Genomic DNA, 25,226 nt, shown 5'->3' with positions numbered 1-25,226 from the left:
TTCCTTCCATGCGCCCGGTAAGTTTCAGCGCAAACAATCACATCACGCTGTTGCAAAATGGCGCCGCTTTCTTTCCGGCGCTGATTGCCGCCATCGACGGCGCCCGCTCCGAAATCTACCTGGAAACCTATATCTTCGCCGCCGACGAGACGGCAACGCAAGTGCAACAGGCGCTTGCGCGTGCGGCGCAGCGCGGTGTCAAGGTCAGGGTCATTACCGACTGGATTGGCACCGGCCGGCGGCGTTCGTTGTCGCTTGGCGAGGAGTTCCGGGCAGCGGCCGTCATGCATCGTTCCTTCAATCCCTGGTTCCGCCGCGGCGTGGCGCGCATGCATCGCAAGATGTGCGTGGTGGATCGCCAGACCGGTTTCATTGGCGGCTTGAATATCATCGACGACATGGTGTCCGACGACGACCGGCGGCTGCCGTTGCCGGCGCCGCGCTGGGATTTCGCGGTAAGCATTGGCGGTCCGCTGGTGGCGGTGATTCATCTCGAACTGGAGGCGCAATGGCTGCGCCTCGGCGAGATGAAGCTGCTGGAACGCTTCCAGCAGTTCAAGCGCAGCCGTGTCATCGCCGCCGGTGCGACCCAGGGCGCTGTGCTGGCCGGGCTGGTGTTGCGCGATAACTTGCGCAACCGCCGCACTATCCAGCGCGCTTATTTGCAGGCGCTTGGCCATGCCAGGCAGAGCGCCCTGCTGACCAGTCCTTATTTTGCGCCCGGGCGCAAGTTGCGGCGCGCTCTGGAAATCGCCGCCAAGCGTGGCGTCGAGGTGACCTTGTTGCTGGGTGTCGGCCATTACCGCCTGCAGGATGCGGTCAGCCATTCCTATTATCCGAAGCTGTTGAAAGCTGGAGTCAAGATTGTCGAGTACCGGAAGACAGCGTTGCACGCGAAGGTGGCGGTGGTCGATGAAAATTGGGCGACAGTCGGATCCAGCAATTTCGACGGCCTGAGCCTGCTGGTGAACCAGGAGGCGAACGTGGTGATCAACGATGCTGAATTTTCACGGACGTTACGGCAGCGGATAGAGGAAGGCATTGCAGATGGGGTAGAAGTGGAGGCCAGGACCTTTGCCAATCTTTCCTGGTTTTCCCGCGCTCGCTACGGCACGGCTTTCTTCCTGTACCGGATGCTGATGCGAATCATCGCCATCGATTATCGCGAATGAATACGGATTGAAACTGGCGCATGTAGTTGCCGGATGCTGCACTTGTTGAGCAACATCCGACAACTGCCAGGTCTGTAGCTAGATCTGTACCCAGGCGCCCTTGAATACGACCGGTCCGGTCGGACCATCAGCCTTCGGCGATCCGCCCTTCGGCTCCAGCGTGACCGCCAGCACCGGCACAGTCTGCGGCGTGGTGCCGGCAGGCAGCGTCAGCGTCACGCTGCCATTGGCCGCCAGCAGCCCAAGCGAACGTGGATGGCCTTCTTTCGGCACGGCCCACAATTCCAGGCTCTTGTCGGCTGCAATCGCTTGTGGCGCAACCACCTTGACCACCAGATGGCCGCCTTGGGCGTCGCCGGTGACGACGGCAATCGGCTGCGCCTGTTCGTTGCTCAGCGTGGCGACATAGGAAGTGACAGGCGCGACCGGCTCCAGCTGTTTGGTCAGCAATAACGAGGTCAGGATCAGGGCGGCAGTGGTTGATACCAGCCCCAGTCCGCGCCAGAAACTCAGGTCTTCGCGTAACTCTAGCCAGAAGGATTGCTTGCGTTGCGGTTTGGTTTTCAGGCCAAGCCGGGTCTCGATTGCCGGCCATACCGAGGCCGATGGCTCTGCGGACGGCACCAGTTCAGCCATTGGCTGTAGGCGATCCTGCCACTCGGCGACCGCTTTGCGCAGCACGGCTTGCTGTCGCAGCAGGCTTTCAAAGCGGCGGCGCGCACCGCCGCGCAAGGTGCCGAGCACATATTCGGCTGCCAGTTTATCGACCAGGCTTGTATTCAGATGAATATCCATCAAATACTCCCGAGCTTGCCGAGGCAGGTTTTCAGGCGTTCCAGCCCGCGTCGAATCCAGGTCTTGACTGTACCGATCGGCAATTTCAATTGCTCGGCGACTTCGCTGTGCGACAGGTCGTGATAAAAGGACAAGGCAATGGCCTGGCGATGCAAGCCTTCAAGGCGGGCCAGGCAATTCGCCAGCGCCTTTGCGTCATCGGTAAGTTGCAGCGCATCCAACGGTGTCGGATCGGCGCTTTCCATTGCATTCATGACTTCCTTGTCGAATGTGTCTGCATCGATTTCAACGTCGTGGTCGACACGCCGCAAATAATCGAATGCCTTGTTGCGCACGATGGTTGTCATCCAGGTCATTGGCGCCGCCAGGCTGTCCTGGTAGCTGCCGGCATTGTTCCAGATGTTGACAAAGCTTTCCTGTAGAACTTCTTCCGCCCACTCGCGCTTAACTAGTATACGCAGCGCAAAGCCAAACAGTTTCGGCGATGTTGCGTCGTAGAGCGAGCGAAAAGCAGCGGCGTCCTTGCGTACGACTGCCGCCAGCCAGATCTTCAGTTGTTCGGGTTGCAAGTCTTTAGATGGCAATTCCGCTTCCTTTATGCGTCCTGCCGCATTGCTGCAGGCAAGTCGCTCAATATTTTTGTTGTTGGGGAGCCAAGTTGATTACTTTGCAGATTACCGCATGGGAACGTGCCGCGCAACTCACCACTTAAGTCTTACCCGAATCCGGGCCAGTCATGATTTGCCATACGCTGGGCAAAAAAAAAGCCCGCTGCTGTGCAACGGGCTTTTGGCTAGCGCAGGGGCAGTAAATACTATTTTTTCAACGCGTCACGGATTTCGCGCAGCAACACAGTGTTTTCCGGATCGGCCGGCGGTGGTGGCGGAACCGCGCCGCGCAATTTGTTGATGATGCGCACCATCTGGAAAATCACGAATGCCAGGATGACAAAATTCAGCGCAATGGTGATGAAGTTGCCGTATGCCAGCACAGCGCCGGCTTTCTTGGCTTCGATCAAGGTGAGTTGAGTGCCTTGGCCGTTCAACGGGATGTAATGGTTGGCAAAATCCAGGCCACCGAAAATCTTGCCGACGACCGGCATGATGACGTCCTGAACCAAGGAATCAACGATCTTGCCGAAAGCGCCGCCGATAATCACGCCAACCGCCAGATCCATCACGTTGCCTTTGAGTGCAAAGGTCTTGAATTCTTCCATCATGCTCATGTTGCAGGTTCTCCATATCAATGTTGATCAGTGTGACGATACTTGGATCGCAGCAAGATGGAAAGGGTAAATTTGTCAAATTTAGTCATAAAAAAGCCTGTTACAGGCATATGACAACATCAAGTTAGATGTTTCTATAGGGAATTATGCGTAATTTGAAGTAAAGTTCCCCGAAGTTGGCTTATTTTATATATCGGTATATGTATTTCCTTTAAAACAGTCTTCAGCTTCGATATAATCTAGGGTTGCTAGAAGTTCCGTCCAGGTTTCGTTTTTTGACTGATTGGGGTTGGTATGAGTAACGAAAAGCAGGTCGATTCCGGTCGACGTGGTTTGCTCGTCGCAACATGTGCGGCGGGAGGCGTGGCAGGATTGGCCACGGCGGGGGCTTTTGTCTCCACCTTCCAGCCGTCGGAACGTGCAAAAGCCGCGGGGGCCCCAGTAGAAGTAGACATTTCCGGCATTAAACCCGGAGAGATGCAAGTTTTCGAATGGCGCGGCAAGCCTGTATGGATCATGAAACGTACCCCGGAGCAACTGAAAGGCCTGGAACATACGGCCACTGAAGTTGCCGATCCGGAATCGCTCAAACCCTACACCATGGACTTGCCGGATTACTGCAAGAACAAGTCAAACAACCGTGGCCACGCCGGCCATGAAGAAACCTTGGTTGTGGTCGGGATCTGCCCGCATTTAGGTTGCTCCCCGTCGCAAAAGTTCACCCCTGGCGCTCAACCCTCGTTGCCGGACGACTGGCAAGGCGGCTTCCTGTGCCCATGCCATGGTTCCACTTTCGATCTGGCCGGTCGTGTCTTCAAGAACAAGCCAGCGCCAAACAATCTTGATGTGCCGCGCTACATGTATCTGTCGGACAGCAAGATCCTGATCGGTAAAGACGAGAAAGGCGAGGCTTAATCATGGCATTCCACGAAAAGCAACTGCCGGCCGATGCTCCCATCGCCGAAAAGGCGTTGAACTGGGTTGATGCGCGCTTCCCGCTGACTTCCACCTGGAAGGCGCATCTGTCCGAATACTACGCGCCAAAGAATTTCAATTTCTGGTATGCCTTCGGTTCGCTGGCGCTGCTGGTGCTGGTGATCCAGATCGTCACCGGCATCTTCCTGGTCATGCATTACAAGCCGGACGCCACCCTGGCATTCGCTTCGGTTGAATACATCATGCGCGATGTGCCATGGGGCTGGCTGGTGCGCTACATGCACTCGACCGGCGCTTCGGCATTCTTCATCGTGGTCTACCTGCACATGGTGCGCGGCCTGCTGTACGGCTCGTACCGCAAACCGCGTGAGCTGGTGTGGCTGTTCGGCGTCGGCATTTTCCTGTGCCTGATGGGCGAAGCGTTCATGGGCTATTTGCTGCCTTGGGGCCAGATGTCGTATTGGGGCGCCCAGGTGATCGTCAACCTGTTCGGTGCGATTCCTTTCATCGGCCCTGACTTGTCGCTGTGGATCCGTGGCGACTACGTGGTGTCGGATGCCACCTTGAACCGCTTCTTCTCGTTCCACGTGATCGCGATTCCGCTGGTCCTGATCGGCCTGGTTGTGGCGCACATCGTCGCCCTGCATGAAGTCGGCTCGAACAACCCGGACGGCATCGAAATCAAGGACAATCTGGACGAAAAGGGCGTGCCGCTGGACGGCGTGCCTTTCCATCCTTTCTACTCGGTGCATGACGTGATGGCAGTTGCCGTGTTCCTGATCGTGTTCAGCGCCGTGGTGTTCTTCGGCCCTGAAATGGGCGGCTACTTCCTCGAATACAACAACTTCATCCCGGCCGATTCGCTGAAGACGCCGCCGCACATCGCACCAGTCTGGTATTTCACGCCTTACTACTCGATCCTGCGCGCGATTACTTCGGACTTCATCATTTATCTGCAAGCTGGTGTGGCAGCGTTCGTGGCATTGCTGTGGTTTAAATCGAAACTCAGCAGCGTCATCAAGATCGCCGCTACCGTCATCGGCGCAGCGATTATCGGGGCGATGTTCATATTCGACGCCAAGTTCTTCGGCGTGGTGTTGATGGGCGTCTCGGTGATGATCCTCGCAGGCTTGCCTTGGCTGGATCATTCCAAGGTCAAGTCGATCCGCTATCGTCCAAGCTGGCACAAGTACATCTATATCCTGTTCGGCATCACGTTTGTGATCCTCGGCTACCTCGGTGTGCAACCGCCGTCGGTAATCGGCAGCTACGTCTCGCAAGTCTGCACGTTCATTTACTTCGGCTTCTTCCTGTTGATGCCGTGGTGGAGTGCCGCTGGCACATTCAAGCCAGTGCCGGACCGTGTTGTTTATCACCCGCACTAAGCCAGAGGATAAGAACATGACATTGCTGAAAAGATTGATTGCGACTCTCGTGCTGCTGCCGGCTCTGGCTTTTGCTGAAGAGGGCGGCTACCCGCTGGATCGCGCTCCGGAGCAGGGGAATAACCTGTCGGCGCTGCAGAATGGCGCCAAGCTGTTCGTCAACTATTGCCTGAACTGCCACTCTGCATCGTCGATGCGTTACAACCGTCTGCGCGATATCGGCCTGACCGAAGACCAGATCAAGAACAACCTGTTGTTCACAACCGACAAGGTCGGCGGGTTGATGACGATCGCAATGACGCCAAAAGATGGAAAAGAATGGTTCGGCGCGACGCCACCGGATCTGTCGGTGATCGCCCGCGCCAAGGCATCCGGCGCCGGCACTGGGCCTGATTGGCTGTATACGTATCTGCGCACTTTCTACAAAGATGACAGCCGTCCAACCGGCTGGAATAACATGGTCTTCCCTAACGTCGGCATGCCGCACGTTCTGTGGGAACTTGAGGGGATTCGTACTGCCAAATACGAAGACGTGAAAGATCCGCACGAAGAGGGCAAGACCGAACACAAGTTTGTGGGTTTCGAGCAAGTTAAGCCCGGCAAGATGAACAAGGTCGAATACGACGTTGCTGTCGCCGACCTGGTCTCCTATCTTGAATGGATGGGCGAACCTGCTCAGAATACCCGCAAGCGCCTTGGCGTCTGGGTTTTGCTGTACCTCGGCATGTTCTTCGTTCTGGCATGGCGCTTGAACGCGTCATACTGGAAAGACGTCAAGTAGCATTTCATACCCGCGATTTTGCGGGTATGCGTTTTGGGGTGAGCCGTATGGGTCTCACCCTTTTGTTTCTAAGGAACTATAAAAATGATGGTTCTCTATTCGGGTACAACCTGCCCATTTTCACAACGCTGCCGTCTCGTTCTGTTCGAGAAAGGCATGGACTTCGAAATTCGCGATGTCGACCTGTTCAACAAGCCGGAAGATATTTCGACGATGAATCCGTACGGCCAAGTGCCGATCCTGGTCGAGCGCGACCTGATCCTGTACGAGTCCAACATCATCAACGAATACATCGACGAGCGCTTCCCGCATCCGCAACTGATGCCGGCTGATCCGCTGATGCGCGCACGTGCACGCCTGATGCTGTTCAACTTTGAGAAAGAGCTGTTCATCCACGTGCACACGCTGGAGAACGAAAAAGCCAAAGGCGCTGAAAAGAGCCACGAGAAGGCGCGTTCGGAAATCCGTGATCGCCTCACTACGCTGGCGCCTTTGTTCTTGAAGAACAAGTACATGCTGGGTGATGAGTTCTCGATGCTGGATGTCGCCATTGCGCCGTTGCTGTGGCGTCTGGATCACTACGGTATCGAGCTGTCGAAGACAGCTGCGCCGCTGATGAAGTATGCTGAACGTATTTTCTCGCGTCCAGCCTACATCGAAGCGCTGACACCGTCCGAAAAAGTCATGCGTCGTTAATTGCCGATGTAGACAACTGGCGCGTATCGCTTCCCGGATACGCGCCAGTCCTTGCTTAATTATTTGTAAAAGTACAGTTTCCGCTCATGTCTGAGATTTCTACCAAACCGTATTTGTTGCGCGCCATTTATGAATGGTGCACCGACAATGGCTACACCCCGTATCTTGCGGCCAGGGTAGATGCGCACACGCGGGTGCCGATGCAGTTCGTCAAGAACGGCGAGATCGTATTGAACATCAGTTTCGAAGCCACCAGCGGTTTGAAAATGGACAATGAATTTGTCAATTTCAGCGCACGCTTCGGCGGCGTATCGCGTGATATTTCGGTGCCTGTGGATAATGTCATCGCCATTTACGCGCGTGAAAACGGCCAGGGCATGGCATTCGAAGCAACAGCGCCATCCGAATCGGATACCGATGCTGCAGTCGAGCAAGAGGTCAATATTGAGCCTCCAGCAGCCGCAACACCGATTTTAACCTCGGTTCCATCGTCCGCAAGTGACGCAAAACCGGGCACATCCGCCACGGATCCAGAAAAAGATCCGGAACCACCGAAAAAAGGTGGTGGAAGACCTACCCTAACTCGAATTAAATAGGTATAATTCTCGACTTCGCAGTTTAGCTGGCTTAGCTCATCTGGTAGAGCACCTGACTTGTAATCAGGGGGTGGCGGGTTCAAGTCCTGCAGCCAGCACCAATACCTAAAAGGCCCACTGTTCGGTGGGCCTTTTTCTTTTGCTCCGCAAATATCACTTTGCTCCGCAATTCTCGTTTTTCAGGTGTAACGCCGCGTTTGCTTTCGCACCGATTTGCGTTTGATTCTGCACTTACAAAACCCTGAAAACAACCCCGATGCCGGGATTCCGGCATGCCATTAAGCTGGCGTTCGCTCGAATACTTTGATCCATCCCGATCATCGCTACAGTACCCCAAAGGCAAATAGCGGTCTAACCCATATATACTTTCCCTAGACCCACTCCATATAGACCCACCATGACGACCCAACCAACCCGGATAGACCACCTAAAAATGCTTTGGGCTGAGGGCCTACTGGGCAAATGGTTAGCGCTAGCCTGGTTCGTGGTGAGCGCATTTCCAGTCGTCCGCGACGAATTTTGGCGACCAGACGATGAGAGCAGCTGGAAAATAATCAACTTGATCCCGCATTGGCCATTGCAGACGTGGGCTATTGTTACCTTCGCAATGTTGTTAGTGTGGGTGTACGAAGCATCCTATCGAGCATCGGTAAAGGATAAAGGACGTTTGTCGCTCTACGAAGCGCCGTCGCCGATTGAAATCATCTTCGATACAAACAACCGCCAGCAGCGCTATTGGTCGCTAGAGTCTGTTATGAACCCTGACAACACAGTCAGCCATAACCAATATCGGTACGCCGTGGCGATTCGAAACACCGGGGGGCGGACACTCCGAGACGTCCGAGTAGTGACCGAATTGACGGGACAACTGAAGCACAAGCCATCTGCCGGGCAGTTTGAGATGACGAATGCAACAAACGCGGACCTTCATCCCGGCGACGAGCGCCTGGTCACGATCCTCAACTGGCCGCACCCGGCGATCCAGCCGGGCATGCTTGCCGGTCCGTCCGCGAAAGGTGGGTACGGAGGGGTCAAGGTCAGTGTTAGCGCGACGGATACGCCTGTGGTCACGCGCACGTTCGATTTGGACTACACAAAACAGCCTATGTTGTTTGACCCACTTCTGGACTGAACCCTTGCAACTGGACCAGGGGAAGTAAAAAATTCAAGTCGCCTGTAGTGCGTATTCCGCCTCGAATTGGTTGGGTGACATGTAGGCAAGCTCTGAGTGTATACGTTTATTCAATAGATAAGTCGTCCGCTCCTGAGTCGCCTGGGTCTGTGAAGCTGATCAGATTTCGCCTGCATATCTATGTCTCAACCCACTTCGCTGCTATGGCTTCGCCGAACGTGTCTTACGTATTACAACTAAAGCACGCACCCAGCCAGCTAGAGCAATAAAAGTCAGGCCAGGTGCGATTATTAACGCTACGGTAACATCGAAGATTTTGGAGAGTCCAGGCTCGTTACCGCCAAATGATAAATGAGCTATAAGAGTTGCTATTCCAAACCACAAGGCCGCCCCAATTACAGAAAGGGCTGCCAGGATAAGCCATCTTGTCGCACTTTCCGGAGCCTTTCTATGATGCCAAATAAAATATGCGAACGCTGCCCATATCACATAAATGAATACCCAAAAAACTCCGGGTACCTCCGAGCCTGGTACGTAGAGCGACATGAGCGTCATTAATGCGGCCAGAATAACCAGTCCGATTATATTGGCCATGTCGCTCTCAACGAGAAAAGTACGAGAAGTTGGCTGCTAAAAATGACTGAGCATCTAATACAAGCCAAAAAATCCCACATCCAAGAGAGAGCGCTATCGCGACAGCGGTGCTTTGGCAAAGAAATCGGAAACGTTGCTGTCGCTGCAGCCAAGCAATGAAAAATGCAGACAGCACGGCCCACAAGCCAACAAAAACGCCGCAGACAGTACACACCAGCCAGCCCATAGGTGTTTTAGGCAGTAAAGGATATAAAAGACCTAACAAAAATATAGGTCCGGCTATAATGCCGAAGACCAATACGGCTACTTTACTGTTTTGCGTCATTGGTTTTCTCTCATTTTTTACAAGCACAGTGTTCACGAGCCAAGCTCATTACTATCGTCGCAAACGGAGTCATAACAGCCCCCGCCGCTTCAACTGTACCAGAAGCAAGTCCCCCTACCCAAGCAGCCCCACGACCAGCTGCAGCAGCAAATCCGTCTGACGCAGCCGCAACAAAATTGCCAATCTTTACAGGTCCCTTGGTTACCGCCATTTTTTCGAGAACAACTTTCCCAGCCTCTGTGTCTGTATTTTTCCAATCAGAATTGTTGCTTGGAAAATATTGTTGCACGTTACCAAGGTCGACAAGAAAGCCCGGCACGCTGGCTAACCATGACGTATCGTCAAAATGATCGTGGATATATTTTTTGACACAAGGGTCATCGACCGGCGGCAGATAGTCCCTCACACTAGTGAACTTATACTGATACTTAGAGCCAATCTGAGGCATCTGAGCGTCAGTAAACAAACCTAGTGAATCAACACCACTTAACGGGTTCCCCCCGACATAGCTGTAGGTATTAGTACCCCCACCCAGCCCAATCGGATCGGACTGCACATACCGCCCCTGCTGCGGATCATAGTCCCGGTTGATGTTGTAGAAGTTGTTGGTTTCCTTATCGTACACCTGCCCCGGGAAGCGCTGGTTGTAGGTGAAGGTGCCCAAGCCGCTCGGATTGTCATTCGGCGGCAACAGCCCAAACGGATCCGCATTGTCCCAACGCCACACCATCTGGTTGTCCGTCGCCTGCGTGATCACCCGTGGCGTGTTGATATGGTCGGCGTAGACGTAGTAGACGTTGGTCGCCGTGGTCTGGCTGGTTCCTGTACCTGTGATCGTTTGCGTCAGCACCGCCACCGGCAAGTCGCCCAGGTACACCGTCTCTTCGATCACTTGGCCGTTGGCGTCGTATTCGCCGATCAGATGCCCTTGTTCGTCATACACATAGCTGTTGCTGCCGGTAGCAATGATGCTGGTTGGTCCCTGCTTCTGTACCCGTTGCTCTATGCCGTTATGGCTGTAGGTCACCGTATTGCCGCCATTGGTGGCACTGACCATTCTGCCCCGGTCATTGTAGGTATAGCTGATGGTGCCGTCGCCGGTCAGATTACCCACCGCATCATAGGTGTTGCTCTTGGCCGGTACCGGTCCTGTGGTCGCGGTTAGCTGATTGCTGTTTGCTGCGATCGTGTTGGTATAGCCGCCGCCACCGAAGGTGGCCTGGGTACGGTTGCCGTTCTGGTCGTACTGGAAACTCTGCGTGCTGGTACTGCCGCTGCCAGTGACGCTATTGAGGCGATCCAGGTTGTCATAGGCATAGCTTTGATCGAAGTTGGCCGGGGCATTGCTGCCGGTACCGGATCCGCTGTGGCTACTATTTGTGATGCGGCTGGCCGCATCATAGCTGACAGTACGGTTGGTGCCGTTGCTGAGGGCATTGCCCAGTGGGTAGCTGGTTACTCTGCCATCCAGATCAATGCCTCTGGCATAGGTATTGGTGCTGGTACTACTGCTGTTACCCCAGGTCCAGGCATTCACCGGACCGAAGGCTTGATAGCCGATACCGGTCAATAAGGGGATGCTGGTGCCGGTATTGGTGCCGCCACCGGTCGTATTGGTCGGGTTCAGGGTGAGGCTATTGACTCTTCCTGCGGCATCGTAGCTGTAGTTGATCCGGTTACCGCTCGGGTAGGTGACGCTGATCAATTTGCCGGTGGTGTTGCCGCTGCTGCCGTAGGCATAGCTGAGGGTGCTGCTGGTACCGGTGCTGCTCAGGGTCTGCACTTTGGTCAGCAAGCGACCGAAGCCATCATAGGCATATGTCGTTTGGCCGGAACCGTCGATCATCCGGGTCAAATGGCCGTTGGCGTTCGGTGCACCGGTGGTGCCTCCATCGTATTCGAACTGCGTGGCGGTACCCGTGGGATAGCTTATCTGCGTTAGACGATTGAGCGCATCGTAGCTATAGGTCGTGGTTTTACCACGAGCATCGGTACGGGTCTTGAGGTTGCCGGCGGCATCATAGGTTTTACTGGTACTGCCGGTATCAGGGCTGGACAGTGCGCTCTGGTTACCCAAGCCATCGACGGTATAGCTGGTGACCAGGTTGCGTGGATCGGTCACGGTACTGAGTTGATCCTGACCGTCGTAGCTGAATTTGACGATCGGGGTGGTGCCGCCCGTGGCTGGGACAGGTTGCACCTGCTGGATCAAGCGGCCTAAAGGGTCGTAGCTTTGGGTGGTGATGTGACCCAAGGGATCGGTAATCTTGGTCCGATTCCCCATGGCGTCGTATTCATAACTAGTGGTCGTGTTCTGGCTGGTTTGAGCCTGGGCTACCGACCCATTCACGCTGCCTAGCAGTGGGCTGTACGCCAGCGTGAACAGTACCGCACTGACCAAGGTCTTGATGCCTAGTTGCTTCCCCATGAAATGCCCTCTCATTGCACTGCACCCGTGATTTGTTGTAATCGATTTAAAGCATCTACTACCCGGCTGGTCTGACGGGCCAGGGTCCCACTCGGATCCTTCACCTGTTCACTGATCCGGTTACCCATGTTGTCCAGGGTATAGGCGATGCTGTTACCGAGGCTATCGGCGATGTTGGTTAAACGATGGGCCGGGTCGTAGGTGTAGTTGATCGTTGACGTATCCGGCAGTGTGGCCTGGATCAACTGGCCAACACCGTCGTAGCTATAGCTGGTGGTTTGCACCGTGCCGTTGGCTGTGACGGTCTTGCCGGTCAGCCAGCCGCGTGGGCTGTAGGTCAAAGTCGTCGTGGTGCCGTTGGTGTCAGTAATCAACCCAACCCGGCCGTTGGCGTCGTAGTTCGACAGCGTCGTGACTTGACCAACCGCATTGGTGATGGTGCTCAGGTTGCCGGAGGTGTCGTAGGTATAGCTGGTGGTGTCCGCCACGTCGGTTCTGGGGCCAGTTGCGGTCAGCACCTGGCCGACGCTGTTATACGTGTAGCTCCAGGTACGTGGAGTTCCCACCAACGTGGGCGACAAACCTTGCGCACCAGTGGTATCGCTGGTGGCCTGCACTGTCTTGCTCAGCAAATTACCGGAAGTGTCGTACACATAGGTCGTCAACAACTTCGGCTCGGCGATCTGCAATGGCAGACGGTAAGTCGCATGCCAGGCAGTGGTGATCGTTCTGGCTTGCGCAGTCCCAAATGCCTCTACGCGGCTAGTTTCCAGATTGCGCGTCAAGTCGTAGCTATACGTGGTGACTGCGCCATTGAAATCAGTGCGGGTTGCAACGTTGCCGTTAGCGTCATACGTCACGGCCGACGACGCTGCACCGCAACCGGCGCCACCGGGTTGATTTTGGGCCGTACTATTGATCGTGTTGAGCAAGGTTTGAAACGCATAGGTGCGAACCGTTCCCAAGGGATCGGTGACGGTACTTTGGCTGCCAGGCTGGGTGTAGCCGATGCTGTATTTCTCGACACCACCGGCATGTTCAGTCGAAACTCCTCGGCCAGAGCTGTCGTAATTGAATGTCGCAAACCGCACATTGTTTTCGTCAATAATACCGGTTAGCGCAGTCGGTAAATTAGCACCGGCGGTATAGGCCGGCTCATTATAGACATACGTGCGCGTCTTGCCGTCCTGGTAGGTCACGGTGTTCAGGTTATCATTGCTGTCGTAGCTATAACTCACTGTACTGCCAGCCGGATCGATCATTTGGCTCACTCGGCTATTACTATCGTAGATGAAGTTGAGTTGACGACCGAATTGATCGGCGACGCGCAACAGTAATCCTGGCCGCGGCGCGATAGTTACCGGCGTGAATGCATCGGAATAAGTCAGCGTTTGCACCCGGCCTTCACGGCTAGTGATGTTAAGCAGCCTGCCGTTACTGTCGTAGCTTTCCAGCGATTGATCCGCTCCGACACGGTATTGCCAGCCAGTAGTGTTGCCGGCGCTGTCCGCCTGCCAGAACAGACTATCGGTAATATCAGCATCCGGCCGAAACATGCCGCGAATCCAAGTAAAGTGCAAAATTTTGCCATCGCTGCGCTGTACACCGGCATTGTTCAAACCGGGATCCATCCACACCATCCGTTCATAGTTGCTGCTCCAGCGCAGACCGTAGCGACCATTACGGGTGCTGCTGCTGTTATAGGTGCGCTGTAATTGCACGCCGCCGCTGGCCATATTCAGGTAATCCGATTCCAGTTGTCTTTTGTTACCGTTACCGTGATTGATAGGATTGCCGTCTTCGACATGGCCGGAGGGGCAGGACGGTGTGCCTTTACCTTTGTCAGCGGAAGCTGTGCTTGGGTTATAGAGGCAACTGTACGGATTTTGTACTTCTCGCTGACACGACGGGTCGACGGGCGCACCACATTGTTGTGCGAGTGGCATTGATCTGTGAGGACTGCTGCCGTCAGCGCAAATATAATTTAGATAGCGCATTAGATGCGCTTCTGAATTTGGTGGATAGCCGGGACCATCACAATAAACATTCCAGAATTCGGTAGTGTCAGAACTGATCCTGAACGAATTTTGCCCGTTATATACCGAATTTGGACCAAACGCCGCCTGACAGGAAATCACTGCAGCCTGCTCTAAAGAACAGTTGCTAGTAGTGTAAGATTCACATGATCCGACCGTTAGCCAGCCAGAGGGAACAGGCGCATCAGCTCGCGCCAGCTTATGCGCGGACATCATCATTAGTGTGATTGCGATGACGGCAATAACTCGCATAACCAGACTGCTTATTGCCGGATGCGCATCGTGACTGTGAGGCATAAGGTGAATGCTCACCATGCTTTCAGCATTCTCTGTCGCTACTAGTGGCAGCGACAGTATTGTATTTTCTATTCCCATCGTGACCATCCAATTTTTGTGACATAAAAAGACATGAAAATCTTTCACAGATATACCCACGTCGGTGCAGTTTGTAAGCCACGGTTGGACGTGTAATCATGACCTCGTTCTCTCATTGCACCGCTGCAGTGATTTGTTGTATTCGATTTAAGGCATCTATTACACGACTGGTCTGACGCGCCAAGGCACCGCTTGGATCTTTGACTTGCTCGCTGATCCGGTTACCCATGTTGTCCAAGGTATAGGCGATGCTGTTGCCGAGACTGTCGGCGATGTTGGTCAGGCGATGGGCTGGATCGTAGGTGTAGCTGACTGTGGATGTGTTCGGCAGCGTGACCAGGGTCAACTGGCCGACGCCGTCGTAGCCATACGTGGTGGTTTCTATCGAACCGCCAGACGTCACCGTCTTGCCAGTCAGCCAGCCGCGTGGGCTGTAGGTCAAAGCAGTAGTGGCGCCATTGGCATCAGTGATCAATCCTGCTCGACCGTTGGCGTCGTAATTCCACAAAATCGTGACTTGACCGACGGCGTTGGTGATCGTGCTCAAATTGCCGCTGCTGTCGTAGGTATAGGTGGTCTTGTCCGCTACATCAGCTCTCGGTCCGGTGGCCGTCAACACTTGACCGACAGCGTTATAGGTATAGCTCCAGGTACGTGCCGTGCCCACCAACGCCGGCGACAAGCCTTGGGCGCCGGTTGTATCGCTCGTAGCTTGCACTGTCTTGCTTAGCAAATTACCTGAGGTGTCGTAGGAATAGGTCGTCAACAGCTTTGGTTCAGCGATCTGCAATGGCAAACTGTAGGTGGCATGCCAAGCGGTCGTGATCGTTCTGGCCAGTGGCGTACCGGAGGCTTCCACACGACTGGCTTCAAGATTGCGCGTCAGATCGTAGCTATACGTAGTGACGGTGCCGTTGAAATCGGTACGCGTTGCGACGTTGCCGTTGGCGTCATAGGCGACGGTCGATGACGCTGCACCACAACCGGCGCCACCGGGTTGGTTTTGGCCGGTGCTTCTGATCGTGTTGAGCAAGGTCTGAAACGAGTAGGTGCGCACCGTGCCTAAGGGATCGGTGACGGTGCTTTGACTGCCAGGTTGTGTGTAGCCGATGCTGTATTTTTCCACACCACCGGCATGCTCGGTCGAAATTCCCCGGCCACTACTGTCGTAATTGAACGTGGCAAAGCGCACATTGTTTTCGTCAACGATGCCGGTCAATGCAGTGGGTAAATTCGCACCGTCAGTATAGGCTGGTTCGTTATAAACATAGGTCCGCGTCTTGCCGTCCTGGTAGGTCACGCTGGAGAGATTGTTATTGCTGTCATAGCTGTAGCTGACCGTCTTGCCGGTCGGATCCGTCATCTGAATCAAGCGGCTGCTACTGTCATAGGTGAAATTGAGTTGCCGGCCGAATTGGTCGGCGACGCGCAACATCAGTCCTGGCTGCGGAGCGATGGTTACCGGCGTGGACGTATCTGAATAAGTCAGCGTTTGCACCCAACCTTCGCGACTGGTGATGCTAAGCAGTCTGCCGTTACTGTCATAGCTTTCCAGCGATTGATCTGTGGCGACACGGTATTGCCATCCTATAGTGTTGCCTGCGCCGTCGGTTTGGCGCGTCAGGTTGTCGGTCACGTCGGCATCCGGGCGATACACGCCATTCGTTAAAGTGAATGTCAGAATCTTGCCGTCGTCGCGTTGGATACCAGCATTGTTGGGATAGGCGCTGTTCGTAAGCACGATGCGTTCATAGTTGCCGCTCCAGCGGGCGCCGTAGCGACCGTTGCGTGTGCTATTGCCGTTGTAGGTACGCCGCAATTGCATACCATAGCCTGCGGCACTCAGATAGTCCGATTCCAGTTGTCGCTTGTTACCGTTGCCATGGTTGATCGGGTTGCCATCTTCGATAGGGCAGGGGCAGGCAGTGCAAGAAGGTTTGCCTATGCCCTTGTCGGCTGAAGCTGTGGCAGGCGTGTAGTGACAGCCGTCTGAAGAGGAGAGTTGACCTGCCGTGCAAACAGGAGGAGGCGTAGTACACAGGCCAGTTGAGGAATCATATGTAGAGCCGGACGGACACACGCCAGCATTGATCGCGAGCGCCTGACCAATAAAAGCAAGGCTGCCGTCGGTCGCACTACGAACCTGACAGTTATAAGTCTGAATCGACCACATCACAGGTCGAACATATGTATACGCCCCTGGATTAGTGGCATCGTAAAGGGAAAACCCATCAAGACACGCAGCATCGGGCGTCGCAAACCGCTGCTGTGACAGGGTGCTCTGCCAGGTCTGAGTCACCTGTGCGTGAGAATGCTTATGCACCATCATCATGACCATTGCAACACACACGCAGACAATGATTCGCTTCAACAAGGCATGATAATTGTTCATCATGGTTTCAATCTGATTTGTCATAGCGAATCGCCCCGGTAGCGCATTGGTATTTCCTATTCTCGCCATGACCATCCATTTTTTCAGACATAAAAAGACGTGGGTATCTTTTATAGATATCCACGTCGGTACAATTCTTGTTAGCTCACTCTCTGGGGCGGGCTGATTTTATAAAACCTGAATCCGGCTGCACTACTTCTCAATGCCGAAGAATCCCATTCGCAGCCGCCAATCACCCAATAACGTTTGCTGAGTTACGTGCCGATTGAAAACGTTTCCTACCGTCAATATACACTACCATACAAACTTGTTTTTTGGTAAATATAGCAATTTTTGCGCGCGGGGGGCATCGCATGCCAGCGACAATTGTGCTGCTTGCCCATCTCACACGTCCGGCGGGACAGTAATGCGAATGTGGGTAAACATAGGGGGCGTGCCAGAACTAGACCGCTCATTTTGCTCCGCAATGCGAAGCAGGCCGGGGCTGCTATTGGCTTGTAGCTCCTATCTTCTGTATTGATTGCGGAGCATTTTGAAGTGTAACGTGTTGATTCTATTGATTTATGGCTCGGACTTGTAATCAGGGAGTGGCGGGTTCAAGTCCTGCAGCCAGCACCAATATTTAAAAGGCCCACCGCTTGGTGGGCCTTTTCTTTTTTGTTCCGCAAAAATCATTTTGTAGGTTTGACTAGCTTCCCCTGCTATGTCGAACATGGTGCGCAGTCATTGTCGCGGTTGCATGTCTCAGCTGGTTCTGTGCCGCAGAAATACCATCAATTTCCTCTTTGTCGATCCCTGCTTTTACCCGTAAATCACGACTTCAAGCTAAAGCGCTCCACCACGAAATCAACGAAGCTGCGCAGCTTGGGCGACATACGATGATCACGTAGGTAGATGAGGTTCAACGGTCGGATCGGCGGCGTGTATCCAGGGAGTAGGCGGATGAGATGGCCGTCCTCGATATCCTTTGACAGCATTATCTCAGGCAGCATGACAATGCCCATGCCAGCGAGCGCAGCCTGGCGTAGCCCTTGAGCGCTGTCGACCTGCATCCGGCCCGAAATCGGCACGCTGATTTCGCCCTCTGGACCGCTCATGCGCCAGGATGCTTGTGCCGATCGCCACTCGGACCGCGAGGAATAGGTATAGGCCAAACAATTGTGCTGCACAAGATCCTGCGGTCGTCTCGGTTCGCCGCGCTTCGCTAGATAACTCGGTGCGGCGCAAATCATCAATCTATACGGTGCAAGCGGGCGGGCAATCAGGTCGGAATCCTGAAGGTTGCCAAGGCGGATCGCCGCCTCGAATCCGTCCTCAGCCAAATCCACGACAGTGTCGGTGATGACCACGTCGAGATCCACTTTGGGATAACGCGCCGTATAGTCGGCGAGCGCAGGTACCAATCGTTCCGTGCCGAAAGTCGCAGACGCGGTAACACGAAGCCGCCCTTTGGGACTGGTCTGCGTTTCAAGTGCGAGGGCATCGGCATCCCCAACGAGACCGAGGATCTCAATGCACCGTTCGTAATAGGCCTTGCCGAATTCGGTCAGATTTTGCCGCCGTGTGGTCCGATTGATGAGGCGCGTACCGAGACGATCCTCTAGCGCCTGCAAATGGTTGCCCACCATGGTTGGCGAAAGGTCGCATTCCGCAGCTGCCGCCGTCAGACTCCCCGTATCAACTACACGGATGAAGATAGCCATGGCCTTGAAGATGTCCATTACCAATATTTCCTAGGTAGTCATCAAACAAAATGTCAGTTTATATAATTTTTCAAGGCAATACAATGAGATTGGAATTAGTCAGCGGTTTTCGTGACGGCCATTTTTCAACAAGAAAACAATCTCCGGGACTCTCCTCTCATGTCTTATCTGAAATCGAATCAATCATCTTCGCCACGCCTGACCTTGATAGCCACCAGTCTAGGCTTCGTCCTCGTCATTCTCGACGTCACGGTCGTGAACGTTGCGCTGGAAAGGATCCAAGCGTCGCTCAGCACCAATGTGACCGGTTTGCAATGGATCATTAACGCTTACACGTTGGTCTTTGCGAGTCTGCTGCTAACGGCAGGCGCCATTGGTGACCGCTTCGGTGCCAAACGAATCTTCGTCATAGGTTTTGCGTTGTTTACCGTTGCGTCACTGGCCTGCGGCATGGCGGGCACAATCAGTACCCTCATTGCCGGCCGCGTCGTCCAAGGAGTGGGTGCGGCACTTTGCGTACCTACCTCGTTGGCATTGCTTAGCGCCAGCTTTCCGGAAGCGGCCTCTCGTGCCCGAGCCGTGAGCATATGGGCTGGCGTTGGCGGCTTGGCGCTTGCGGCCGGGCCGGTCGTTGGCGGGATCATGGTGGATCGCTTCGGTTGGCCGAGTATCTTCTTCCTCAACCTGCCACTCGGGCTCTTAGGCATCTGCTTGACTTTATCCTATGCGCCGTCGGGTTCAAAGACACCCAACCGGGGATTGGACCTCGCGGGGCAAGTTTTGGCGATTCTCGCGCTAGGTGGGCTCACCCTCGGCTTCGTCGAGGCCGGTGCACTAGGCTGGACGCATCCGCTAGTCCTGTCAGGGTTTACCTGTTTCCTTGTGGCCGGCGCGTTGTTCCTATTGGCAGAAGCCCGTGGCGCGGATCCTATGCTGCCGCTTTCATTGTTTCACTCGTCAGTGGTGAGTGCCTCCTGTGTCGTTGGACTCCTCACCAACTTCGCCTACTACGGGCTGATGTTTGTGCTTAGTCTATTCTTCCAGACGACGAAGGGGTATTCACCGTTGATGACTGGACTAGCTTTTCTGCCGATGACGGCACTGGTAACCGTCGCCAATTTGATTTCTGGCCGGCTGACCGCGCGGTTCGGGCCGCGGCTACCCATGGTGATGGGGCAGGCGCTAGCCGCCTGCGGTTACCTAGCGCTGGCTGGCATCGACGGCAGAACCTCCTATAGCGCCGTCGTTGGCCCACTACTGGCGGCGGGCATCGGTGTGGCGCTGACGGTCCCCGCAATGACGGTCGCTGTTCTAGCCAACGCCGATAGGCAACGCACAGGCATTACTTCTGGAGCGTTAAACGCCGCCCGCCAGATCGGGGGCGTCATCGGCGTCGGGGTGTTCGGATCGTTGGTCGCAGGAGGACCGGAAAAACTCCTTGCGGGCATGCAGGTCGCGCTAATCCTGGCAGGTTTCGCACTCGGCATTGGCGCCATCATCAGTTTTGTAAGCATCAAGGTAGGATTGATTACGAAATCAAATTCACTCCCCGTTGAAATGATTACCAAGGGCGAAACCAATTGAAGGTTTGAGTTCGAATGCCTGTTCCGAGGGCATGCTGCGATGGTTTCTGGCCGATGTGATTCGCGCAGCATCTAAAATATAAAAAAATAGGTGACCTCATGGTTCCGCAATTTCATATGAACCTGCGCCGACATTGCGTTCGCAGACTACGGGAGATGCTAAATTGCGGAACTGAAAACTCAGTAAGTTATTGAAAGTATTGATTTTGTCGCTGGACTTATAATCAGGGGGTGGCGGGTTCAAGTCCTGCAGCCAGCAGCAATACCTAAAAGGCCCACCGTTCGGTGGGCCTTTTTCTTTTGCGCGCGACTTTCCCATCTGGCAATCCGCGTCGTCGCAGCCTCTTTGGGGCCGTTTGACCGGTCTTGCTTTATAGCCGCTCCCATATCAATTTCCGCGCCCTTTGGTTGACCATATCCAACAGGCGCATTGGAATGCGTACCGGAAAATCTGTCGCGCGATTATCTTAGAATCAGAAATAAAATAAGGACGATAACAACTGTACCCAGGCCGATATACATGTGAATCTCCCGTTGTTGATGACTTAGAGTGCATATCTGACCATGGAAACGGAAGCGGGTCCGTGCGTTAGGGTACATAGTGAGCGAGTTTGAGGAGGGCCGGCGCCTTTGTTGCGCGGGCCGTCGCGTCATGAGCAAATATGCCCACATAACGTGGGCATATTTGCATGATTGCGCGCCAGTTGGCGCTTACAATCCGTTAGTTTTTCTTGGTGCGCGCAATCGATCCGCTGCTCGCATCTTCCCTATACGCATACGCCACCTTGCCGTTGCGGATTTCGCCCATGACGATCATGTTCAGGGCAATCGCTTCATGGTCGGCCGGCGAGAACGGTTTGAAGTAACGCGAGACAATGGTTGAAGTGGTGTGCACCTGGAGGTTTTCCAGGGCATCCTTGATCTTCGGTCCTTCCACCGAATTGGCCTGGAAGATCGCCAGCGTAATCAGGCGCAACGCGTCGTAGGTTTGGGCTGCGGCTACCGCCGATGGAATGTGATTGGTCTTGTTGACATTGCGATAGGTCAGCGAGAACTGGTTGCTGACTGAACTCAATTCGTTTTCGATGAACGTCACAGAACTACGCACGCCTTCCGCCCCTTGGCCTGCCTTGTCGATGAATGTCTGTTGCGACATGCCCCACGGGCCGACCATCGGCAGTTTCAATTTCAATTTTTCTGCGCTTCTGACCACCATCGCCCCTTCGGGAGCGAGGCAATACATGACGATGGCTTGCGCGCCGTTGTCTTTCGCGTGTTGCAGCTGCGTCGTCATGTCCTGGTCGCCGACCTTGAAGCTTTCCACCAGCACCGGCTTGATTTTGCGGCGCTCCAATTCGGTCAGCATGCTTTGCTTGCCGAACATGCCGTAAGGGCTGTCGTCATGCAGCACAGCGATCTTGTCGATCTTGCGGCGGTCAATGACGTCGTTGAGGATCACGATCGGCTGTAGCGCGTCGCTGGCGGAGGTGCGGAATACGTAGCTGACCGGATAAGCGGGCGGCATGAAAGACTTGGTGATCGTGGCGCCGGTAGCGCCAGTCACGATCAGCGGGATTTTGGCGTCCTGGAAAATTTTTGCCGATGGCAGTGCGACGCCGGTATTGCCGAAGCCGACCACTGCAACTACATGTTCTTTTTCTATCATCTCCTTCGCCATGGCGACACCGACGTCCGGTTTGGCAAGGTCGTCGCGCTCGACCAGTTCGATCTTGCGGCCAAGGACTCCGCCTACCTGGTTGATATCGGCCAGGAATACCCTGGCGCCACCAATCATGCTTTCCCCCATATCTGCCGACGGCCCGGTGATGGGGCCGATTACGCCGATCCTGATGGGGGGAAGTTCTGCCAATGCGCTTGCGCTAAACCCTAGTGCTGAAAGACAAAAAATGAAGCCAAACGTGCTACGTTTTTGCATTGCTATCTCCTTGGGGAATAATTTTTATTAATTTCTTTCGGGAAATATACAGTAGGCCGATACGAATCGCGTGATTTTGAGGTCGAAGTCAAAAATTTATTACGGGTGTCTCAAATCGACCAAATGATGGCGATGGCCGGATGCCTTGCATTACCGCCAAATGATTGACTGCAATCAGGGCGCCGACTACCCGATATTCCGATGTTGCGCACTCATTAATTGTCCGCACTCTGGAGGACTGTCGCGCCGTTGCCAATCCGTCTCCTTTTTTGTTGATTGCCGCCGGTTTTCTCATGTACCATGCTGATCCGTTTGAGATTTGACGCGGGTTTGCAGCCGATTTTTATCTTTTTAGATAGTCAGCAATCGGGGGCGACGATTTTATTCTGCATACCCGTTTTGTCGACTTAATAAGTTTTCTCTGTGAAGTCAGACCTAATGCGGACGTAATGCACTATTGGTGCACTATTGATTTGTCAGTCCATCGCTGATCCGCAAGATGGGCAGGCGCCGAACAATTCCACATGCATGACCTTTACCTGTTTCCAGTCAGCGCATGTCAGCACAAAAACATCATAAATCAGCGCCTCAGAACAGCCACAGCAGCAAGGATAGTTAACCAGGTGTGATACCCGTCGACGGATCACAATTGGAAATATTTTTGAATCGACTTTTTTGTATATCGGTAGGGACACGAATGAAGAAAATTAAAGGAACGACCTGGATTCTGGTCGGCATGCTGTTGGGGATAGTGGTCGGCTATGTGTGCCACAACATGGCGCCGGATGAAGCCGCAGCAAAGGAAATCGCCGGTTACTTCTCGATCATCACCGACGTGTTTTTGCGGCTCATCAAGATGATCATCGCACCGCTGGTGTTCGGCACGCTGGTATCGGGTATCGCCGGCATGAAGGATAGCAATTCGGTCGGCCGCATCGGCTTCCGCGCGTTGGCCTGGTTTATCACCGCTTCCTTGCTGTCGCTGGCGCTCGGCATGTTGTTCGTCAACGTGCTCCAGGTCGGCCATTCGCTCAACCTGCCGTTGCCGGCTGTTGGCGCCGACACCAAGCTGAACACCAGCGGCTTCAATCTGAAAGACTTCGTCTCGCACGTTTTCCCGAGCAGCTTTGTCGATGCCTTGGCGAAAAATGAAATCCTGCAAATCCTGGTGTTTTCGCTGTTCTTCGGTTTTGGCCTGGGGTCGATCAAAGGCGAAGCCGCAAAGACGCTGACTACCGCAATCGACGGCCTGGTGCACGTCATGCTGAAGGTCACCGACTACGTGATGCGCTTTGCGCCGATCGGCGTATTCGCCGCGATCGCAGCGGTCATTACCGTGCAAGGCTTCGGCGTACTGACAACCTATGCGAAATTCCTGGGTGGATTCTACGCAGGCCTGGCGGCGCTCTGGCTGCTGTTGATCGGCATCGGCTATCTGTTCCTGCAAGGCTCGATCTTCACCATGCTGCGCCTGCTCAAGGAGCCGATCATGCTGGCATTCTCGACCGCCAGCAGCGAAGCCGCCTATCCGAAGACCATGGAGCAACTGGAAAAATTCGGCGTCAACAACAAGATCACCGGCTTCGTGCTGCCACTCGGCTATTCATTCAATCTCGACGGCTCGATGATGTACCAGGCCTTCGCCGCGCTGTTCGTGGCGCAAGCCTACAACATTGAAATGTCCTTCGCCCAGCAACTCACCATGTTGCTGGTCCTGATGATCAGCAGCAAAGGCATGGCCGGCGTGCCACGCGGTTCGCTGGTGGTGGTCGCCGCCATCCTGCCAATGTTCCATTTGCCGGAAGCCGGCATCCTGCTCATCATTGGCATCGATCAATTCCTCGACATGGGACGCACCGCCACCAATGTGATCGGCAACGGCATCGCGACATCCGTGATCGCGAAATGGGAAGGTGAGCTAGATCCTGAAGCTGGTGCGCTGGCTCTCAAGAACGAAGCGTAATACCCGCGGCAATCAATCCCTGGCGCCCGACGCCAGGGATTGAAATCGTCGTGCAATATATCGAGCGGCATTCTCGCCGCTCATTCAACTTCGCTTCATTTGGCTGTCGCAACGACGGCAATCACACACAAGTGACAGTTAATCTCCAACTCTTCCGTACTTTTTCAAGCACGTGTCTCAAGCGATTTTCTAAATCGGCTTTTATGGCATCTATCGACGTTTTTATGCCTGCATTGCGGGGCGGCGTTTCGCAATGGCAATCGGGCTGTAAAGGCAATCTGAATTCCTTTCGGAATAAATACTCCATCCTTTTCCAGCAGATTTTTTCTACGCTGACCTATCCTGATGGCGTTGGCCTCGCGGCTCATGGATAAACGACTGTTGCGCATTCCGACGGGCAGCAAACGACCCAAAGCGGAAGTTCAGTTTTCTATAAAACGGCCATTCATTTGCGCAGCTATACAAAGAATCTAAATCCGGTTTTTCCTTCGAATATCTTTTGAAGTGCTGCCAAGATAACCGTTTTTCTGTCATCAAAATCTTGAATGTGAATTTGGTAATTCATTTCTCCATCTAACTTAGTCGCCGTAATTCTGTCAAAACATACAGAAATCGTGCCGCCCCTAAGTTCGACTGACAGATCAGTTACCTTATGATTGATCTGATCACTAACCATAATTTCAATTTCTTCCTCACTAGGAAACCGGGAGAGCGAAAAACAGTAATTCTTTTGTTTGTCAAAGCAATACAGATACGCCATTTGATAATGGTCATCAAAGACAGAGGCTGAGGCGACGGTATGTAACTCCATGAATATAACGCTCCTTTTCAACGTGTCTAAAAATCAAAAATGTCTGAATGATAATGCTTGACTGCTTTTGGCTGCATTAATCCAGTCGGAACGGGTTAATTTCGACGCCGCAGAGTCAATCTCCCACTCACTATATTGAGTAGGATTGTGTTCTATACGTGGGTCAATTTTCGATGCAAATTATCCAGCTAAGTGGGTCAGTTTTAGACGCAAATCAACAGCCTATCGTTGTCCTCGTTTCTTGGCCAGTTTCGACGAAATTAAGTCCGTGCTGCAGCGCCATCTCAAGTTCATCTTGGTTGCACCAATATTCATCCATCGTGCCAAAACTGGTGTAATGAGAACGATTGAACCCGTCTTCA

21 protein-coding genes and 1 tRNA gene are annotated in these 25,226 nt (G+C 53.9%); 11 read left to right on the top strand and 11 right to left on the bottom strand.

Translation table 11 applies throughout. The features are described 5' to 3' along the window. Positions 1–8 precede the first annotated feature (8 nt). On the top strand, positions 9–1,172 hold the full coding sequence (locus ACIPF8_RS03150; RefSeq protein ID WP_400417039.1) for a phosphatidylserine/phosphatidylglycerophosphate/cardiolipin synthase family protein: 1,164 nt from the start codon (positions 9–11) through the stop codon (positions 1,170–1,172). Between the two features lie 78 nt (positions 1,173–1,250). On the opposite strand, the gene ACIPF8_RS03145 is transcribed toward ACIPF8_RS03150, so the two are convergent. The 3 genes from ACIPF8_RS03145 to mscL form a co-directional block, all read right to left on the bottom strand. After that, positions 1,251–1,967 carry an anti-sigma factor domain-containing protein gene (locus tag ACIPF8_RS03145; RefSeq protein ID WP_400417038.1) on the bottom strand — a complete coding sequence of 239 codons (717 nt, stop codon included), beginning with the start codon at positions 1,965–1,967 and terminating at the stop codon, positions 1,251–1,253. Then, the gene (locus ACIPF8_RS03140) at positions 1,967–2,551 is read right to left on the bottom strand and encodes an RNA polymerase sigma factor (protein WP_400417037.1); all 585 of its coding nucleotides are present in this window, start codon (positions 2,549–2,551) and stop codon (positions 1,967–1,969) included. The genes ACIPF8_RS03145 and ACIPF8_RS03140 overlap by 1 nt, the downstream gene beginning before the upstream one ends. A 230-nt stretch (positions 2,552–2,781) precedes the next feature. Further along, positions 2,782–3,192 carry a large conductance mechanosensitive channel protein MscL gene (gene mscL / locus ACIPF8_RS03135; RefSeq protein ID WP_400417036.1) on the bottom strand — a complete coding sequence of 137 codons (411 nt, stop codon included), beginning with the start codon at positions 3,190–3,192 and terminating at the stop codon, positions 2,782–2,784. 294 nt (positions 3,193–3,486) lie between these two features. Here mscL and petA point away from each other — a divergent pair, with 294 nt between their 5' ends. The 7 genes from petA to ACIPF8_RS03100 all read left to right on the top strand — a co-directional run bounded on the left by petA (position 3,487) and on the right by ACIPF8_RS03100 (position 8,718). Beyond that, positions 3,487–4,107, top strand: a complete 621-nt coding sequence (gene petA, locus ACIPF8_RS03130) for a ubiquinol-cytochrome c reductase iron-sulfur subunit (protein WP_400417035.1) — start codon at positions 3,487–3,489, stop codon at positions 4,105–4,107. Then, positions 4,107–5,513, top strand: coding sequence for a cytochrome bc complex cytochrome b subunit (locus tag ACIPF8_RS03125; protein WP_400418147.1), 1,407 nt, complete (start codon positions 4,107–4,109; stop codon positions 5,511–5,513). The genes petA and ACIPF8_RS03125 overlap by 1 nt, the downstream gene beginning before the upstream one ends. Positions 5,514–5,529: 16 nt before the next feature. Continuing rightward, on the top strand, positions 5,530–6,294 hold the full coding sequence (locus tag ACIPF8_RS03120; protein WP_400417034.1) for a cytochrome c1: 765 nt from the start codon (positions 5,530–5,532) through the stop codon (positions 6,292–6,294). Positions 6,295–6,378: 84 nt separating this feature from the next. Continuing rightward, on the top strand, positions 6,379–6,990 hold the full coding sequence (locus ACIPF8_RS03115; protein ID WP_061536948.1) for a glutathione S-transferase N-terminal domain-containing protein: 612 nt from the start codon (positions 6,379–6,381) through the stop codon (positions 6,988–6,990). 86 nt (positions 6,991–7,076) lie between these two features. After that, positions 7,077–7,586 carry a ClpXP protease specificity-enhancing factor gene (locus tag ACIPF8_RS03110; protein ID WP_400417033.1) on the top strand — a complete coding sequence of 170 codons (510 nt, stop codon included), beginning with the start codon at positions 7,077–7,079 and terminating at the stop codon, positions 7,584–7,586. Positions 7,587–7,611: 25 nt separating this feature from the next. Then, positions 7,612–7,687, top strand: a tRNA-Thr gene (locus tag ACIPF8_RS03105). Positions 7,688–7,983: 296 nt separating this feature from the next. Further along, the gene (locus ACIPF8_RS03100; RefSeq protein WP_400417032.1) at positions 7,984–8,718 is read left to right on the top strand and encodes a hypothetical protein; all 735 of its coding nucleotides are present in this window, start codon (positions 7,984–7,986) and stop codon (positions 8,716–8,718) included. 201 nt (positions 8,719–8,919) lie between these two features. Here the strand turns inward: ACIPF8_RS03100 and ACIPF8_RS03095 are convergent, their stop codons facing one another. The 6 genes from ACIPF8_RS03095 to ACIPF8_RS03070 form a co-directional block, all read right to left on the bottom strand. After that, the gene (locus ACIPF8_RS03095) at positions 8,920–9,312 is read right to left on the bottom strand and encodes a hypothetical protein (RefSeq protein WP_400417031.1); all 393 of its coding nucleotides are present in this window, start codon (positions 9,310–9,312) and stop codon (positions 8,920–8,922) included. 7 nt (positions 9,313–9,319) lie between these two features. Next, the gene (locus tag ACIPF8_RS03090) at positions 9,320–9,637 is read right to left on the bottom strand and encodes a hypothetical protein (RefSeq protein ID WP_400417030.1); all 318 of its coding nucleotides are present in this window, start codon (positions 9,635–9,637) and stop codon (positions 9,320–9,322) included. A 10-nt stretch (positions 9,638–9,647) separates the two neighbouring features. Then, positions 9,648–12,065, bottom strand: a complete 2,418-nt coding sequence (locus tag ACIPF8_RS03085) for an RHS repeat-associated core domain-containing protein (RefSeq protein WP_400417029.1) — start codon at positions 12,063–12,065, stop codon at positions 9,648–9,650. 11 nt (positions 12,066–12,076) lie between these two features. Continuing rightward, positions 12,077–14,011: a DUF6531 domain-containing protein gene (locus ACIPF8_RS03080; RefSeq protein ID WP_400417028.1), complete on the bottom strand. Its 1,935-nt coding sequence runs from the start codon at positions 14,009–14,011 to the stop codon at positions 12,077–12,079. 577 nt (positions 14,012–14,588) lie between these two features. Continuing rightward, a complete protein-coding gene (locus ACIPF8_RS03075) occupies positions 14,589–16,649 on the bottom strand; it encodes a DUF6531 domain-containing protein (RefSeq protein WP_400417027.1) in 2,061 nt (686 codons plus the stop codon). 1,031 nt (positions 16,650–17,680) lie between these two features. Further along, complete coding sequence (locus tag ACIPF8_RS03070; protein WP_400417026.1) at positions 17,681–18,589, bottom strand: LysR family transcriptional regulator; 909 nt, start codon at positions 18,587–18,589, stop codon at positions 17,681–17,683. Positions 18,590–18,730: 141 nt separating this feature from the next. Here ACIPF8_RS03070 and ACIPF8_RS03065 point away from each other — a divergent pair, with 141 nt between their 5' ends. After that, complete coding sequence (locus ACIPF8_RS03065; protein WP_400417025.1) at positions 18,731–20,155, top strand: MFS transporter; 1,425 nt, start codon at positions 18,731–18,733, stop codon at positions 20,153–20,155. Positions 20,156–20,875: 720 nt separating this feature from the next. Here ACIPF8_RS03065 and ACIPF8_RS03060 read toward each other — a convergent pair. After that, positions 20,876–22,090, bottom strand: a complete 1,215-nt coding sequence (locus ACIPF8_RS03060; protein ID WP_400417024.1) for an ABC transporter substrate-binding protein — start codon at positions 22,088–22,090, stop codon at positions 20,876–20,878. A gap of 697 nt (positions 22,091–22,787) precedes the next feature. Between ACIPF8_RS03060 and ACIPF8_RS03055 the strand changes: the two genes are divergently transcribed. Beyond that, positions 22,788–24,053, top strand: a complete 1,266-nt coding sequence (locus ACIPF8_RS03055) for a dicarboxylate/amino acid:cation symporter (RefSeq protein WP_400417023.1) — start codon at positions 22,788–22,790, stop codon at positions 24,051–24,053. A gap of 50 nt (positions 24,054–24,103) precedes the next feature. Beyond that, positions 24,104–24,427, top strand: a complete 324-nt coding sequence (locus ACIPF8_RS03050) for a hypothetical protein (protein ID WP_400417022.1) — start codon at positions 24,104–24,106, stop codon at positions 24,425–24,427. An 83-nt stretch (positions 24,428–24,510) separates the two neighbouring features. Here the strand turns inward: ACIPF8_RS03050 and ACIPF8_RS03045 are convergent, their stop codons facing one another. Next, positions 24,511–24,864: a transcriptional repressor gene (locus ACIPF8_RS03045; RefSeq protein ID WP_400417021.1), complete on the bottom strand. Its 354-nt coding sequence runs from the start codon at positions 24,862–24,864 to the stop codon at positions 24,511–24,513. Between the last annotated feature and the right edge of the window lie 362 nt (positions 24,865–25,226).

It is taken from the genome of Collimonas sp. NPDC087041 (genome assembly GCF_044745265.1).
In the GTDB taxonomy this organism is placed as follows: domain Bacteria; phylum Pseudomonadota; class Gammaproteobacteria; order Burkholderiales; family Burkholderiaceae_D; genus Collimonas.
This window is presented reverse-complemented; position numbering and strand designations above follow the sequence as displayed.